Source organism: Pseudoduganella sp. GCM10020061, from assembly GCF_042683405.1.
Classification (GTDB): Bacteria; Pseudomonadota; Gammaproteobacteria; order Burkholderiales; family Burkholderiaceae_D; genus Telluria.
This window is the reverse complement of the sequence record NZ_JBHUJS010000014.1, coordinates 1-14,133: the sequence shown is the minus strand read 5'-3', so window position 1 is coordinate 14,133 and position 14,133 is coordinate 1. Positions and strand designations below refer to the sequence as shown.

Sequence of the window (14,133 nt, the reverse complement as noted above, 5' to 3'; positions counted from 1 at the left end):
CGGATTGCACATCAAGTTGTGGGGAAGGACTAAATGCTGTTGCAGAAATTTCTGGCAAGTTCATCAGAATAGCACGCAATATTGTAACGCAACCACCTCCCCCTGATGAATATCAAGGAAAAAGGCCACGGTTGCGCTATTGGTACGCGCGCTGCCTAATTTTTAGGCTGAGGCAGGGCGCGGTCCTGCGTGCGGCGCTCAATGGCTTGCGAAAGCTGCCTCACATCCTGTCGCATCGCTTCGTGCTCGGCCGCAATCCTGGAGCCGGCCTCAAGCCCACCCTGGAAATGGGTCAACAAGGCGGAATTCACCGCACTGATACCGAAAAAAATCGCAAGGACCGCCGAGATGCCTGTCACAACGATGGTGCGACGCAAGCTCTTGATGTCCGTACGCATTTCCACCCGAAACTCGGTCATCTCGGCGCGCAATCGCAACATCTCCTCCCGATAGCTGCGGTCCCGTTCCTGCATGAGCTCTTTGAAGGCTTCCAATCCCGCCTCCATGCGGGCCACGGAGGCGCCGATCCGCATTTCGGCGGTTTCCACGAGCTGTTTGACTTCCTCGCGTTCGATGCTCATGGCTGCAATTCCGGTTCATCACCATATAGGTTAGACCATACGAAGCCGAAGAGTTCAGCAAAAGATGGCCGCAGATCGTGCGAATACGGCCGAGTTAGCGGAAGTTGAGCCCGGATCGCACCAGACCCGCGCTCCTGCCGCCAGATCGGCCACGATCGCTTGAATTAGGCTCAAATAGCCGACATTCGCGCTAAATGGATCAGTTGCAGTACACTCGCGGCCTTATGAGGATATCAATCGGACATCGGCTGTTTGCCGCCGTGCTGCTCGCCATCCTGGCGGTGACGGCCACCGGCATCGCCCTGATGCGGCACAAGGTGCTGGCCTCGTTTGCCGACTACGCGGTCGAGATCGAGCTGGAGCGCCTGGAGGAGCTGTCGGCCCTGCTCGGACGCCAGTACCTGGCGCGCGGCGACTGGAGCTTTATCGCCAAGGGCGCCGATGCGCGGCGCGACTGGATCGCCAGCGAACTGCAACTCCTGCAAGAGCGCCGCGTCCAACTGGCGCCCCCGGCGCCACCGGCCGCGCCGCCGGCGCCGGCCGGACCGTCCCCGGTGGCTCCAGCCGCGCCTGCACCCGATGCCGCCGACGCCGCCGATCCCACCGACGCCGCCGGTGCCGCCGGTGCCGCCGATGCGCCGGCGGCAGCACCACTCGCACCTCCACGCGCAGGCACCCGCCCGCAAGCCACACCGGCGGTTCCGCCCATCCCTCCGCTGCCCTCGCCGATTCAGGCAGCCCCCGCGCCGCCGATGCCGGCGCTGCCGCCCTTGCCGCCGCCCCCGCCCGCGCCGCGCATCGTGTCCGATGGCCCCCTCCCCGCCATCGACCTGCCGCTGCAGGACCGCATCACGCTGTACGACGCCGCCGGAGGCTACCTGGCCGGCCACGATCCGGGCGTGGCGCCCACCGTACGCCGCCCGGTCATCGCTGGAGGCAAGACCGTCGGCCACCTCGCCGTCGCGCGCCCGCTGCGCCCGAGCGACGAACTGGCGCTGCTCTTCCTCGGCGACCTGACCCATACATTGGTGGCGATCGTCGCAGTGAGCGTGGCACTGAGCGCGCTCGCTGCGGCACTGCTGGCGGGCCATTTCCGCAAACCGGTGCTACGCCTGGCCGACGGCACCCGCGAACTGGCCGCCGGCCGCTTCGACACCCGCCTGGACATCGACCGCAGCGACGAGCTGGGCGAGCTGGCGTCGCACTTCAACCAGCTGGCCGAGCGCCTTGAATCGGCCGAACGCATGCGCCGCGACTGGGTCGCCGACACTTCGCATGAACTGCGCACGCCGGTATCGGTCCTGCGCGCGCAGATCGAAGCGATGCTCGACGGCGTTCGTCCCGCCACACGCGACAGCCTGGAAGTGCTGGAGCGCCAGGTCCTGTCGCTGAATAAGCTGATCGACGAACTGGACGTGCTGGCGCGCACCGATGTCGGCCAGCTCGAATACAGCACGGCGCCGGTCGATGCCTGGGAACTGTTCACCGGCGAAGCGCAGGCCTTCCGCGCCAAGCTGGATGCGGCCGGCCTGGCGCTGGAAACCGGCGCAGCCCCGGCCCGTGCCACCGTGCTCGCCGATCCCGACCGCCTGCGCCAGGTCTTCCGCAACCTGCTGGAGAACTCGGTACGCTACACGTCTGCAGGCGGCACGGTGCGCCTGTCCGCCGTGGACGAGGGAGACCGCATCCTGCTGCTGCTCGACGACTCCGCGCCGGCGGTGCCGGACGACGCGCTGGCACGCCTCACCGAACGCTTCTACCGCGTAGACGCATCGCGCAGCCGCCAGGGCGGCGGCGCCGGCCTTGGCCTGTCCCTGTGCGAGCGCATCGTGCAGGCGCATGGCGGCACGCTGGCATTTGCACATTCGCCGTTGGGCGGGCTGCGCGCGTGCGTCTCGCTCCCATTCTCAAAGGATCCTGCATGAGCGCGCACATCGTCATCGTCGAGGACGAACCGGAACTGGCGGCGCTGGTCGCAGACTACGTGCGCGCGGCCGGCTACAGCGCTGCCGTCTTCCATGACGGTGGCGCTGCGCTGGACGCCATCCCGCACGAGAACGCGGACCTGCTGGTGCTGGACCTGATGCTGCCGGGCGTGGACGGCCTCACAATCTGCAAGACCGTGCGCGCAACGTCGAACGTCCCGATCGTCATGGTCACCGCCAGGGTGGAAGAAGTGGACCGCCTGCTCGGGCTCGACGCCGGCGCCGACGACTACCTCTGCAAGCCGTTCTCGCCGCGCGAGCTGGTCGCGCGCATCCGTGCCATCCTGCGCCGTGCGCAGGCCAGCAGCGCCAGCGCCCCGCCGATACAGGTGGACACAGCGGCGCGCCGCATCCGCGTGCACGGCCAGCAGCTCGACCTGACGCCGACCGAGTTCACCATCCTTGCCGCGATGGCGGCGCATCCCGGCCAGGTGTTCTCGCGTGCCCGGCTGCTCGACCTGGCCAACGGGGACAGCCTGGATGTAACCGACCGAGCGATCGACAGCCACATCAAGAACCTGCGCCGCAAGCTCTCGGCCGCGGCGCCCGGCGTGGAAGCGATCCATTCGATCTACGGACTCGGCTACCGCTTCGACCTGTAGCGTCCACGTTTCCTCCACATTTTGCGGCGACACTGCGCGCATCACCACCGCAACCACTAAGGAGACACCCGCCATGACGCTGCCGTTTTCCCGCAAGTTGATCGCCCTCGCATTTGCCGCCGCCCTGCCCTTCGCCGCATCCGCCGCACCGGAACCCGCCGACATGACGCTCGACGCGGCCACCCGTAGCGCCGTGATCGATGCGCTAATCGGGAGCATGCACGAACGCTACGTCTCCCCCGAGACGGCAAAGCAGATGGAAACGCTGCTGCGCACCGAACTCAAGGCGGGCAAGTACGACCAGCTCACCAGCGCGCGCCAGTTCGCGCAGACGCTGACCGGCACGCTGTCCGAAGCCGCCAACGACCGTCACCTGGGCGTGCGCTTCTCCCCCGAACCGCTGCCTGAAGAAGGACCGGCACGGCGCGAGCCGCCCGCCAGCGAGGTCGCCGGCTGGGTCAAGTTCAACAGCGGCGTGGCGCAGGTCGAGCGCATGCAGGGCAACATCGGCTACCTGAAGATTGCGTTCTTCCCGCCGGCGGAACACATGGGCGACATCTACGGCGCCGCCATGACGCTGCTGAACGGCACCCGCGCGCTGATCATCGACCTGCGCGGCAACAGCGGCGGCTCGCCGGCCGCCGTCGCCCTGCTTGAAAGCTACTTCTTCGACCAGCGCACGCTCATGAACACCATCTATGAGCGCGAGGGCAACCGGACCCGCGAATTCTGGACCACCCGGGACCTGAAAGGCCCGCGCTACGGCAGCACCAGGCCGGTCTACATCCTGACCGACAACAAGACATTCTCCGGCGGCGAGGACATGAGCTACTCGATGCAGGTCCGGAAGCGCGCGACGCTGATCGGCGCAACCACGGGCGGCGGCGCCAACCCGGGCGGCGTGCGCCGCCTTCACGCGCACTTCAACGCATTCATCCCGCACGGCCGCGCGATCAACCCGGTCACGAAGACGAACTGGGAACGCGTCGGCGTCAAGCCGGACATCGAAGTCGCGCCCACGGAGGCACTGCGCCACGCACGCATGCTGGCACTTCGGCATGGCCTCGACAACGCGACCGACCCGCGCGAGCGCGCCGATCTCGCCGGCCTCCTGGAAGAACTCACCTCCGCCACCCGGTAGCTGTCACCCCCGCGCATGCGGGACCCTGCCGACGCTCCGCCACCGCCACAACCGCGCATGGCGGAGCGCTCTCCAAACTTCCTCCACATTTGATCGTCACACTGCGTCCAGTCCATTCACCGCAGGAGACATCACCCATGCATTCCGCATTCGCCCGCATCCTTCTCGCAGCCGCCTTCCTGTGCATCGTCCCCGCCACCGCGGCGCCGATGCCGGCTCCGAAAGACATGGCCATCGATGCCGCAACCCGCAAGTCCGTGATCGAAGGCGTGATCGGCCGCCTGCACCAGCATTACGTGTTTCCGGAAACCGCCGCCAGGGTGGAAGCCGTGCTGCGCACCCGGCTCAACGACGGCGCCTACGACCAGATCACCAGCGCGCGCCAGTTTGCGCAGACACTCAGCAAGACCCTGATCGAAACGGCAGGCGACCGCCACATGCGCGTGCGCTACTGGCCAACGCCAATTGTCCACGGCTTCGAGCCCGAAGACGACCCAAAGGCCTACCAGGAGGCGCTTGCGCAGGAGGCGCACGCGGATCACGGCGTCACCCGCGTCGAACGCATGAGCGGCAATATCGGCTACCTGAAGATCGACGTCTTCCCGCCTGCAGCCTTCGTCAGCGACGTGTACGCCTCCGCGATGCGCCTGCTGAACGGCACCGATGCGCTGATCATCGACCTGCGTGACAACCGGGGCGGCGAACCGGATGCGGTGGCCCTGATGGAGAGCTACTTCTTCGACCAGCCAACGCTCATGAACACCGTGTTCGAACGCCGCACCGGCAAGGCTCGCGAATACTGGACCACACGCGACATCAAGGGCCCGGCATACGGACAGTCGAAGCCCATCTACATCCTGACAAGCAAATACACCTTTTCCGGTGGCGAGGACCTGAGCTACTCGATGCGTGCGCGCGTACGGGCCACCCTGGTCGGCGAGACCACCGGCGGCGGCGCGAATCCCGGGGACATGCGGCGCGTGCAAGCGCACTTCAGCGTCTTCATCCCGGATGGCCGCGCAATCAATCCGGTGACGGGCACGAACTGGGAAGGTGTCGGCGTGTCGCCCGATATCGCCGTTGCACCCGCCGAAGCCCTGTCGACGGCCCGCATCCTGGCCTTGAAGGCGGTGATGGCGACGGCCCAGGACGCACGGCAACGCACCGAACTGGCCACGCTGCTGGAGCGGGAAACCGCAGGCTCCGCGCAAAAGTAGTGCCCGCCGCACGGGGGGGCGGGCATCGCCATAGTTCCTCCACATTTCGCGTGCAACCTACGCCCTGTGATCAACACAAACAGCCCAACAGGAGAATCGCCATGAAGCTGCAACTCGCCATTTCCGCCGCCGTGCTTACCCTCGCCTCGTCCCTGGCCGCAGCACATCCGCACGACACCCCACCGGCACCGCCCGCGCCACCTGCGCCGCCGGCATCACCGATGGCTGCCCCAGCCGCACCGCCTGCGCCGCCGGCACTGCCAATGGGCGCTTCTGCGGCCATCGCCCCCTTACCGCCTCTTCCCGCCATGCCGGCAATGCCGCCAATGCCGCCCGCGCCACCCGCCCCGCCAGTGCTCGACATTCCTGACGAGGTGCTGCAAGCCTGCGAAGGCAAGGCCGACGGCGCCCGCATTTCCATGATCGCGTCCACCGGCGCAAAGGTCACCGGCACCTGCCGCAAGCGCGGCAACGTCTATGCGTTCATCCTGAATTCGTATCACCTGAACCGCAGCCGCTAGGCAAGCACCGGGAGGCGTCCGGCAGCCGGGACGCCTCCTGTACTAGACAATTCGTTCTAGATATCCTATCCTATGCTCGACCGCCCACGGATCCGAGCAATGACCACATCCCAACCGCCAAAACCGACTGCCGCCGAACTGGAGATGCTGCGCATCCTGTGGCAGCTGGGACCGTCCACGGCCAAGCAGGTGCACCAGACCGCCGTCGAGACGCGGCCCGAGATGGCCTATGCGACCGTGCTGCGCCTGCTCCAGGTCATGCACACCAAGGGCATCCTGACGCGCGACGAAAGCCAGCGCGCGCACGTCTACGCACCGGCGCAGGAGCAGGACTCCACCCAGACCGGCTTGATCCGCGACCTGATCCAGAAAGCCTTCGCCGGCTCCGGCAAGGCGCTGGTGCTGGCGGCGCTGCGCGGCCACGTCACCGACAAGGAACGCGAAGAGATCCAGTCGATCCTCGACCGCGAGAAGTAAAAAAATGATGTTGCCGGATGAGCACATCCGGCCGCCACTCGTGTAAATTCCGGTATTACGACAACTCTACCGGGATGCCCTCGCATGCAAACGCTCGCCGACCTTCGTATCGATTTCGACCGCCGGTCCAACCGCTCGATGTCCATGCCGCTCGCAGGCATGCTGGTCTGGACCGTGGCCGGCATCCTTGGCCTGCTGCTGCCGGCAAAGACCGCAACTTTGGCGCTGGTGTTTTCCACCGGCGCCGTGTTCCCGCTCGCCATGGCTATCGCAAAAATGCGCGGCGAGCAGCTGATCGAGAACGACAACCCGCTCGCCAGGCTGATGGGCGCCTGCGTGGTGATGGTCAACCTGCTGTGGGCCGTGCACATCCCGCTGCTGGTTTACGCGCCGCAGTTCGTCCCGCTCAGCCTTGGCGTTGCGCTCGGCCTGCACTGGATGGTGTACTCGTGGATCATCCAGCATCCGCTCGGCTACCGCCACGCCATCGTCCGCACCGTCGGCCTGCTGGCCGTGTGGTTCCTGTTCCCCTCCCATCCCGTCACCGCATCGGCAGCCGTGGTCGTTCTCGCCTACCTGATGACGCTGGCGGAAATGCGCAGCCGCACGGTGCCCGCCGCGAGCCCGCTGCCGGCCTGATGGTGGAATGACCTCAGCGGCGCCTGACCCCAAGCCGCTGCCGCCCGCGCCGCCGGCGCCGGAAGACTGCTGCCGCAGCGGCTGCAACCCGTGCGTGTTCGACCTGTACGAAGCCGAGCTGCGGCAGTACGAGCGCGAACTTGCAGCGTGGGAAGCTCGTCAGGGCGATGCGACAAATGGTAGAAAAACAGGTCGCAAAAGCCGCCGCGAGCGCCTAAGCTGAAACGGCCGTCATTGTCGGCGGTCTTTCATGAGGAGAAAATAAAATGAAGCGAATCCTGACCATGCTTGTCCTGGCGGCAGCGGCATTATTTGCCCCTGCCGCGATGGCCGACATTTCGACCTTCCGCTCGACGATGAGTGGGCCGTCCGAAGTCCCACCGAACCCATCACCTGGTTATGGTGTGGCTGAAATTGTCATCGATGATGTGGCGCACACGATGACGATGATGATCCCATTTAACGATCTTCTTGGCGGAACGACCGCTGCCCATATCCACTGCTGCGTTGGCACTCCCCTCGATCCACTCGGCGTCGCCGCTCCGGCGACGGAGACCCCAACGCTGTCGGGCTTCCCCCTCGGTGTCACCTCGGGCGTCTACAACGTCACGATGAACCTGCTGGACCCGACTACCTACAGCACGGCATTTCTGACCGCCAACGGCGGTTCCGCAGCGTCGGCTGAAGCGGCATTTATCGCCGGCATCCTGGGCAACACGGCCTACCTGAATATTCACACCAACCTGTATCCGGGAGGCGAAATCCGGGGCTACCTGGTCAACGTGGCCGTCATACCGGAACCATCGCAATGGATGATGCTGTCGCTCGGCTTGTTCGCGACCGGTCTTGCAGTCCGACGCGCCCGGCGCAAGTAACACCGCGCACCCAGCCGGCTCCGGCCCTGTACACCATGCATGGCTGAGCTTTCTTCCCGCAGTGGCCCTCCCCGCAGGCCACTCGCGGATTTGCATGAGGTATCCCGGCAGCACGTGCGCAAGCGTACAGACAACATTTCCGCGCCTTGCGACACTCGGCACGAATCAATCACAGCGCGAGGTCGCCATGCTCGATCTGGGTTATCCCTGGTGGGAATTCATCGTCCGTGCCGCCATCGTCTATGCCGTCCTGCTGGTCATGGTGCGCATCTCCGGCCACCGGACCATCGGCCAATTCACCCCGTTCGACCTGCTGGTCGTGCTGCTGCTGTCGGAAGCAGCGTCCACCTCGCTGAACGGCGGCGACGAATCGCTGCTGGGTGGTCTGATCGGCGCGGCTACGCTGCTGGCGCTCAACGCCGGCGTCGCCGTCCTCACCTCGCGCAGCACCCGCATGGCGCTGCTGTTCGACGGCCATCCGGTGCTGATCGGGCGGGACGGCCAGTTCTTCGACGACGTGCTCAAGTCCTGCCGCCTGGCGCAGGCGGACGTGGAAGAAGCGCTGCGCGAGCAGGACAAGAAGCGCGACGACATGAAGTTCGCCTTCCTGGAGATCGACGGTCGCATCTCGATCGTCACGAAATAGGCAGCGGGTAGCGCTGGCCCCACAGCGCGGCCGCGCGCTCCCAGAATGCGGGCAAGGTATCGGCCTGCACGGCAGGGAATCCGAGGAAGGCCATCGACTGGCCGAGCAGCGCGAGCGCAGCCGCTTCGCTGTCGGCGGCCAGCGCTGCGGCGCCGGTCTGCTTGGACAGCTTCTCGCCGCCTTCGTTGCGCACCACCGGCACATGCATGTAGCGCGGCGTCGGCACGCCGAGCAGGCGCTGGAGGAAAATCTGGCGCGGCGTGGAGTCGATCAGGTCGGCGCCGCGCACCACGTCGGTCACGCCCTGCTCCGCATCGTCCACCACCACGGCCAGCTGATAGGCCCAGAAGCCGTCCGCGCGCTTGAGCACGAAGTCGCCCGACTCCGACGCCAGCCGCTGCACCATGTGGCCGGCGATGCGGTCCTCGAAGTCGATCACATCGTAGGGCGCCTCCGGCACGCGCACGCGCAGGCTGCGCATCACTTTGCCGTCGTGCAGGCCGTAGCGGCAGGTGCCGGGATAGATGGCCGAACCGTCCGGCGCGATGCCGAGGCGCGAATCGGCGATCTCGCGGCGGTTGCAGCCGCACGGGTACAGCTGCATTGCCAGCTGGTCGGCGGCGCGCTGGTACAGGTCCTTGCGCCGGCTCTGCCACACGATCTCGCCGTCCCAGCGCATGCCGAGGCGCGCGAGCAGCGCGATGATGGCCTCGTCCGCGCCTTTGACGGTGCGGGCCTCGTCCACGTCCTCGATGCGCAGCAGCCACCGGCCGGCGTTGGCGCGCGCGTCGAGGTAGCTGGCCACCGCCGCCACCAGCGAGCCCGCGTGCAGCGGCCCGGTGGGCGACGGCGCGAAGCGCCCGACATACTGCTGCGCCATCACTTCTTCGCTTCGTGCGCCTTGATCAGGGCGGTGACCTTGCCGCCGACTTCGTTCGGCACGGCCATCGATAGCTGGTAGTGCACGATCTCGAAGCCTTTTGCGGTCTTGCGGATCACGCCGCTGGCCATGCACGGGCCCATGTTGGGGGTATCGAGGATCTCGTCGAACCAGATGAAGGTGCCGTCCGGCGACGCGTACACATTGCGGGAGACGGCCTTGAACGACCAGGCCTGCTTGCGGTCGAAGTACTTCTTCGCCCAGGCACGGAACTCCTCGCGCTTCCAGTTCTCGGTCTTGTCGGTGCCGATGTATACGCCGTCCTCGGCCATCTTGTCGAAGTAGGCCAGGCGCGCATGCGCCGCATCGTCATGCCACTCGTCGATGAAGGCGGCGACCTGCTTCTTCAGCTCCGGGCTGGTGGGGTTGGCGTGGGCTGCCAGGCACGCAAAGGAAAGGCAGCAGGCGAGGATCAGTTTTTTCATGCGGATATTGTAACAAGGGGACTGTCCCCAAAGGGGACCGTCCCCAGCTTTTTAGCCCGCCAACCGCCAGCGATAAAGCATGTGGTCCCGCTCAAGTACAATGAGTTGCCACACCAAGGACCGACCGATGTACACCCCCAAACACTTTGAAGAGACCCGCCCGGAGGTCATGCACGCGCTGATCGGCGCGCATCCGCTGGCCACGCTCGTCACGCTCACTGCGGACGGGCTTGCTGCGAACCACATCCCACTACAGCACAGGGCGGGACCGACGGCAAACGGCACGCTGATCGGCCACGTCGCCCGCTCGAATCCGATGTTGGAGAATCTCGCCCTGGACGTGGATGTCCTCGCCATCTTCCATGGACCGCAAGCTTATGTCAGCCCGTCGTGGTACCCCACCAAGGCCGAACACGGCAAGGTGGTCCCAACCTGGAACTACGCCGTCGTGCATGCGCACGGCAGGCTGATCGTGCACGACGACCCGGCATGGGTGCGCGCGCACCTCACGTCGCTCACGGAGCAGATGGAAAGCGGATTCGCGCAGCCGTGGGGCCTGCAGGATGCGCCTGCGGACTTCATCGACAAGCTGGTCGGCGCCGTGGTCGGCATCGAAATCGAGGTCACCCGGCTGGAGGGAAAGTGGAAAGCCAGCCAGAACCAGCCCGCGCCCAACCGCCAGGGCGTCATCGACGGGCTGCTGGGCCGCGACACGCCATCCGGCTGCCCGATGGCGGCGCTGATGAAGGCGACCGCTTGACGCGCGATGCCATTCGCGCAATAGAAATGTAAGTACGCAACAGTTCCGATGCCGGGAATGCAATAATTGGTGAGTTTTTCTTGACGGCAACTCGGCCGGCGGCCGATCATTCTGGGTTTCGCCGTCCAGCCTTCAAGAGAAACCCGTGCTCAGCCGACTCTTCCGCCCCTCCTCCATCAAGGCCAAGCTCATGCTCAGCATGGCTGCCTGCCTCCTGCTCATCATCGTCATTTCCGCCGCGCTGAGCGTCACGCTCACCGGCCGCAGCCTGCGCGAGCGCGCCGTCGGGCAGGAACTGCCTGCCGTGGTGGGACAGATCCGCAACGACATCCTGCACCGGATCGCCGTCCCCGCTGCAGCCTCGCGCGGCATCGCCAACAACACCCTGCTGCATCCGTGGGCGCGGGCCGGCTCGCCGGACGAAGGCATCGACACCTGGACCGAATACGCGCGCCAGGTCAAGAAGGAAACCAAGGCCTCGATGGTGTTCTGGGCCTCGCTGGAAAACGGCCGCTACCTCACCGACGCCGGCTATGACCGCACGCTCACCCGCGACGCTCCCCGCGACAGCTGGCTGTACAGCTTCCTCGAAAGTGGCCGCCCTTACGAGCTGAACGTGCAGCGCGACGTCACGTCCAAGGTCACCATGCTGTTCATCAACGCCCGCGTGGACGCTGGCGAAGGCAAGCTGGGCGCAACCGGCCTGGGCCTTGCGGTGGACGACCTGGCCGAAGCCGTCAACACCTACCAGGTCGGCAAGACCGGCATGGTGTACCTGGTGCGCGGCGACGGCACCATCCTCGTGCACCGCGACACGCGCCTGCTCGACACCCCGCACCTTATTAAACAGCTGCCGGGCTTCAATGAGGCCATCGCGCAGAAGCTGATGGACCGCAAGCTGTTCACCGTCATGACCATCGACACCGACGGCGGCGAGCGCATCGTGGCGTCGTCCTATGTGCCCGAACTGAACGCCTATGTTGTGGCCGAAGTGCCGGAATCCGAAGTACTGGGCGACCTGGCCCGCACCGCCTTGATTACCGCGCTGATCGCCGGCCTGGTCGGCGGCGGCATCGGCCTGCTCGTCGTCTTCCTGGTCAGCCGCGCGATCTCCGCGCCGGTGGCGCGCGCCGCCGGCATGCTGGGCGAAATCGCCGATGGCCGCGGCGACCTGACGCGCCGCATGCCGGTCGAGACGCGCGACGAAGTCGGCGCGCTGGCGGACGCCTTCAACCGCTTCGTCGGCTCGCTCAACCACACCATGACGGACGTGCGCGGCAGCACTTTCGCGATCGCCACCGCCGCCGAGGAAATCGCGGCGGGCAACATGAACCTGTCCTCGCGCACCGAAGCGCAGGCCTCCAGCCTGGAAGAAACCGCAGCCGCGATGGAAGAACTGACCTCCACCGTCAAGCAGAACGCGGAAAGCGCGCGCATGGCGAACCAGCTGGTGATGTCGGCGCGCACCCAGGCCGGCAAAGGCGGCGAAGTGGTCGGCGCCGTGGTCGAGACCATGGGCTCGATCTCGGACAGCTCGCGCAAGATCGTGGACATCATCAGCGTCATCGACGGCATCGCGTTCCAGACCAACATCCTCGCGCTGAACGCGGCCGTGGAAGCGGCCCGCGCCGGCGAGCAGGGCCGCGGCTTTGCCGTGGTCGCGAGCGAAGTGCGCAGCCTGGCGCAGCGCTCCGCCGCGGCCGCCAAGGAAATCAAGGCACTGATCGACGACTCGGTCGAGAAAGTGGAAACCGGCAGCAGGCTGGTCGACACCGCCGGCCAGACCATGTCCGGCGTGGTTGAATCGGTGCAGCGCGTGGCGGACCTGATGAGCGAGATCGCCGCGGCGAGCAACGAGCAGAGCCAGGGCATCGGCCAGGTCAACCAGTCGATCGCCGAGATGGACGACGCCACCCAGCAGAACGCGGCGCTGGTCGAGGAAGCGGCCGCAGCGGCCGACTCGCTGCGCGAGCAATCGGCGCGCCTGGCGCAGGTGGTCTCGGTGTTCAAGCTGGAAGACGATGTGGTGGCGCCGCGTGCCGCCCAGCGCGCGAGCGCCGTCGTGCCGGCCGTCGCAAAACCGGTAACGCGCAAGGCGCTCGCCCCGGCACGCAGCAGCGAAACGGAGGAGTGGGAAACCCTCTGAACTCCCCGCTACGTGCAAAAAAACCGCCATCCCTGGCGGTTTTTTTTTGGCGGAATCGACCCATTTATGGCCGATTCCGCCACCCACCGCCGTCCCAGCGCAGGCTGGGATGACGCAAAAAAGGTTGTTCCCCGGTTGAACGTGAAGGAATCAAGAGAGAGCAATTCGACGCCTCCGATCCAGGACCGGAGCATGGGGGTGCCATTTTCGAGACTGAGGCTAAAACGGTCTAATTCGACATCATCCGGTCCAATTCGGTCTAAGAACTGCGTACAACCGGAAATACTTAGACCGGAATCGCGCTCTCCGGGCAACCCTTAGTCTGGACTAGATTCCAGGCGTTATTTCTTAGACCGGTTTCGACTCGGCGACATTTTTCTTAGACCGGTTTCGCACCCACGCGTCAGAGCGTGCCCGGCAATTGTCGGCCCGGATCCACTGCTCATCGCCCGGAAAGCGCACCCAAACAAAGCGCCATGCATTGCGCCCTTTCGTGAGGCGGTTCGCGAACTGCGATGGGGTCACCGCCTCACCGTCGTCTGTGACGATGCGGTTTGCGATCACCTTGGCAAACTCCACGGTGTCCAGATAGCTGGTGCGCAGCGAGGTCCCCTCGGGTAGGAACGTCGTCTTCCATTGGAATCCTCGCTTTGAATAGCCATGCTCACGCAAGGCAAGACGTTCCAACTCGATGGTCAACCACCGCTTCACAAGTTCTCCAACGACAGCGTCAGGCATAACGCCTGGACGGGTATCCATCAAGTGGAGCTCAAGCTCGAGGTAATCAGTGGCGGAGAGGTAAATCGGGCGTTTCGCTTCGTATGTCATGACCAAGCATCCTCTAAAAGAGTCTAAGGATTGGACAACGGAAAGGAAACTTAGTTCGGTTTAGACTTTGACCCAGAAATATTGGACCGTTTTAGACAAGAGCAGCCATTTCTTAGACTGTCTTAGACTCGCCGTGCCCTGGTTTAGACCCGTTTAGCCAGAGTTGGCTCGAATTAGACTGATTTAGACCAGAAAAAAAAGGTTCCACCCCAGACCCCGGGAGCGAAAAAAAAAGGCTATGTCCACGTTAAGTGTGGAACCTGAAAGCAAGCATCCGGTCAAACCAAGTAGCTCTTCTGGAGGACTTGGCCATGCGGAAGCAAGAATTCGAGGTTTGGTTGTGCGGGTTG

At 65.2% G+C, this 14,133-nt stretch carries 16 protein-coding genes; 12 read left to right on the top strand and 4 right to left on the bottom strand.

Features of this window, described 5'->3' with window-relative positions:
- Window positions 1–155: 155 nt before the first annotated feature.
- Window positions 156–581 carry a hypothetical protein gene (locus ACFSQR_RS16490; protein ID WP_377731078.1) on the bottom strand — a complete coding sequence of 142 codons (426 nt, stop codon included), beginning with the start codon at window positions 579–581 and terminating at the stop codon, window positions 156–158.
- Window positions 582–805: 224 nt separating this feature from the next.
- Between ACFSQR_RS16490 and ACFSQR_RS16485 the strand changes: the two genes are divergently transcribed.
- The 10 genes from ACFSQR_RS16485 (at window position 806) to ACFSQR_RS16440 (ending at window position 8,684) form a co-directional block, all read left to right on the top strand.
- Window positions 806–2,506 carry an ATP-binding protein gene (locus tag ACFSQR_RS16485; RefSeq protein ID WP_377731077.1) on the top strand — a complete coding sequence of 567 codons (1,701 nt, stop codon included), beginning with the start codon at window positions 806–808 and terminating at the stop codon, window positions 2,504–2,506.
- A complete protein-coding gene (locus tag ACFSQR_RS16480) occupies window positions 2,503–3,168 on the top strand; it encodes a response regulator (RefSeq protein ID WP_377731075.1) in 666 nt (221 codons plus the stop codon). Before ACFSQR_RS16485 ends, ACFSQR_RS16480 begins: the two co-directional genes overlap by 4 nt.
- Before the next feature lie 73 nt (window positions 3,169–3,241).
- Window positions 3,242–4,309, top strand: coding sequence for a S41 family peptidase (locus ACFSQR_RS16475; RefSeq protein ID WP_377731073.1), 1,068 nt, complete (start codon window positions 3,242–3,244; stop codon window positions 4,307–4,309).
- Window positions 4,310–4,446: 137 nt separating this feature from the next.
- Entirely contained in the window at window positions 4,447–5,526 is a 1,080-nt protein-coding gene (locus tag ACFSQR_RS16470) for a S41 family peptidase (protein WP_377731072.1), read from the top strand.
- Window positions 5,527–5,627: 101 nt separating this feature from the next.
- On the top strand, window positions 5,628–6,047 hold the full coding sequence (locus ACFSQR_RS16465) for a hypothetical protein (protein WP_377731071.1): 420 nt from the start codon (window positions 5,628–5,630) through the stop codon (window positions 6,045–6,047).
- A 99-nt stretch (window positions 6,048–6,146) separates the two neighbouring features.
- The gene (locus ACFSQR_RS16460; protein ID WP_377731069.1) at window positions 6,147–6,524 is read left to right on the top strand and encodes a BlaI/MecI/CopY family transcriptional regulator; all 378 of its coding nucleotides are present in this window, start codon (window positions 6,147–6,149) and stop codon (window positions 6,522–6,524) included.
- A gap of 84 nt (window positions 6,525–6,608) precedes the next feature.
- Entirely contained in the window at window positions 6,609–7,163 is a 555-nt protein-coding gene (locus tag ACFSQR_RS16455) for a DUF7010 family protein (RefSeq protein ID WP_377731068.1), read from the top strand.
- A 7-nt stretch (window positions 7,164–7,170) separates the two neighbouring features.
- Window positions 7,171–7,386, top strand: a complete 216-nt coding sequence (locus tag ACFSQR_RS16450; protein ID WP_377731067.1) for an oxidoreductase-like domain-containing protein — start codon at window positions 7,171–7,173, stop codon at window positions 7,384–7,386.
- Window positions 7,387–7,429: 43 nt separating this feature from the next.
- Complete coding sequence (locus ACFSQR_RS16445) at window positions 7,430–8,038, top strand: CHRD domain-containing protein (protein WP_377731066.1); 609 nt, start codon at window positions 7,430–7,432, stop codon at window positions 8,036–8,038.
- A 187-nt stretch (window positions 8,039–8,225) separates the two neighbouring features.
- The gene (locus tag ACFSQR_RS16440) at window positions 8,226–8,684 is read left to right on the top strand and encodes a DUF421 domain-containing protein (RefSeq protein WP_377731065.1); all 459 of its coding nucleotides are present in this window, start codon (window positions 8,226–8,228) and stop codon (window positions 8,682–8,684) included.
- Here ACFSQR_RS16440 and gluQRS read toward each other — a convergent pair.
- A complete protein-coding gene (gene gluQRS, locus ACFSQR_RS16435; RefSeq protein ID WP_377731064.1) occupies window positions 8,674–9,564 on the bottom strand; it encodes a tRNA glutamyl-Q(34) synthetase GluQRS in 891 nt (296 codons plus the stop codon). The two genes, ACFSQR_RS16440 and gluQRS, sit on opposite strands and share 11 nt — an antisense overlap.
- The gene (locus tag ACFSQR_RS16430; RefSeq protein ID WP_377731063.1) at window positions 9,564–10,049 is read right to left on the bottom strand and encodes a nuclear transport factor 2 family protein; all 486 of its coding nucleotides are present in this window, start codon (window positions 10,047–10,049) and stop codon (window positions 9,564–9,566) included. The genes gluQRS and ACFSQR_RS16430 overlap by 1 nt, the downstream gene beginning before the upstream one ends.
- Window positions 10,050–10,176: 127 nt before the next feature.
- Here ACFSQR_RS16430 and ACFSQR_RS16425 point away from each other — a divergent pair, with 127 nt between their 5' ends.
- Together ACFSQR_RS16425 and ACFSQR_RS16420 are read left to right on the top strand one after the other, a co-directional pair.
- Window positions 10,177–10,809 (top strand): FMN-binding negative transcriptional regulator, encoded by a 633-nt coding sequence (locus tag ACFSQR_RS16425; RefSeq protein ID WP_377731062.1) that lies wholly within the window; start codon window positions 10,177–10,179, stop codon window positions 10,807–10,809.
- A 190-nt stretch (window positions 10,810–10,999) separates the two neighbouring features.
- Complete coding sequence (locus ACFSQR_RS16420; RefSeq protein WP_377731402.1) at window positions 11,000–12,955, top strand: methyl-accepting chemotaxis protein; 1,956 nt, start codon at window positions 11,000–11,002, stop codon at window positions 12,953–12,955.
- 348 nt (window positions 12,956–13,303) lie between these two features.
- Here ACFSQR_RS16420 and ACFSQR_RS16415 read toward each other — a convergent pair whose 3' ends face one another.
- Complete coding sequence (locus ACFSQR_RS16415; protein ID WP_377731061.1) at window positions 13,304–13,783, bottom strand: hypothetical protein; 480 nt, start codon at window positions 13,781–13,783, stop codon at window positions 13,304–13,306.
- Window positions 13,784–14,133 lie beyond the last annotated feature (350 nt).

Bases quoted from the DNA above. Each gene is read 5' to 3' on its own strand.
- ACFSQR_RS16415 (WP_377731061.1), bottom strand. From the start codon at position 13,783: ATGACATACGAAGCGAAACGCCCGATTTACCTCTCCGCCACTGATTAC.
- ACFSQR_RS16465 (WP_377731071.1), top strand. From the start codon at position 5,628: ATGAAGCTGCAACTCGCCATTTCCGCCGCCGTGCTTACCCTCGCCTCG.
- ACFSQR_RS16450 (WP_377731067.1), top strand. From the start codon at position 7,171: ATGACCTCAGCGGCGCCTGACCCCAAGCCGCTGCCGCCCGCGCCGCCG.
- ACFSQR_RS16480 (WP_377731075.1), top strand. From the start codon at position 2,503: ATGAGCGCGCACATCGTCATCGTCGAGGACGAACCGGAACTGGCGGCG.
- ACFSQR_RS16470 (WP_377731072.1), top strand. From the start codon at position 4,447: ATGCATTCCGCATTCGCCCGCATCCTTCTCGCAGCCGCCTTCCTGTGC.
- gluQRS (WP_377731064.1), bottom strand. From the start codon at position 9,564: ATGGCGCAGCAGTATGTCGGGCGCTTCGCGCCGTCGCCCACCGGGCCG.
- ACFSQR_RS16460 (WP_377731069.1), top strand. From the start codon at position 6,147: ATGACCACATCCCAACCGCCAAAACCGACTGCCGCCGAACTGGAGATG.
- ACFSQR_RS16440 (WP_377731065.1), top strand. From the start codon at position 8,226: ATGCTCGATCTGGGTTATCCCTGGTGGGAATTCATCGTCCGTGCCGCC.
- ACFSQR_RS16475 (WP_377731073.1), top strand. From the start codon at position 3,242: ATGACGCTGCCGTTTTCCCGCAAGTTGATCGCCCTCGCATTTGCCGCC.
- ACFSQR_RS16420 (WP_377731402.1), top strand. From the start codon at position 11,000: ATGCTCAGCATGGCTGCCTGCCTCCTGCTCATCATCGTCATTTCCGCC.
- ACFSQR_RS16445 (WP_377731066.1), top strand. From the start codon at position 7,430: ATGAAGCGAATCCTGACCATGCTTGTCCTGGCGGCAGCGGCATTATTT.
- ACFSQR_RS16485 (WP_377731077.1), top strand. From the start codon at position 806: ATGAGGATATCAATCGGACATCGGCTGTTTGCCGCCGTGCTGCTCGCC.
- ACFSQR_RS16430 (WP_377731063.1), bottom strand. From the start codon at position 10,049: ATGAAAAAACTGATCCTCGCCTGCTGCCTTTCCTTTGCGTGCCTGGCA.
- ACFSQR_RS16490 (WP_377731078.1), bottom strand. From the start codon at position 581: ATGAGCATCGAACGCGAGGAAGTCAAACAGCTCGTGGAAACCGCCGAA.
- ACFSQR_RS16425 (WP_377731062.1), top strand. From the start codon at position 10,177: ATGTACACCCCCAAACACTTTGAAGAGACCCGCCCGGAGGTCATGCAC.
- ACFSQR_RS16455 (WP_377731068.1), top strand. From the start codon at position 6,609: ATGCAAACGCTCGCCGACCTTCGTATCGATTTCGACCGCCGGTCCAAC.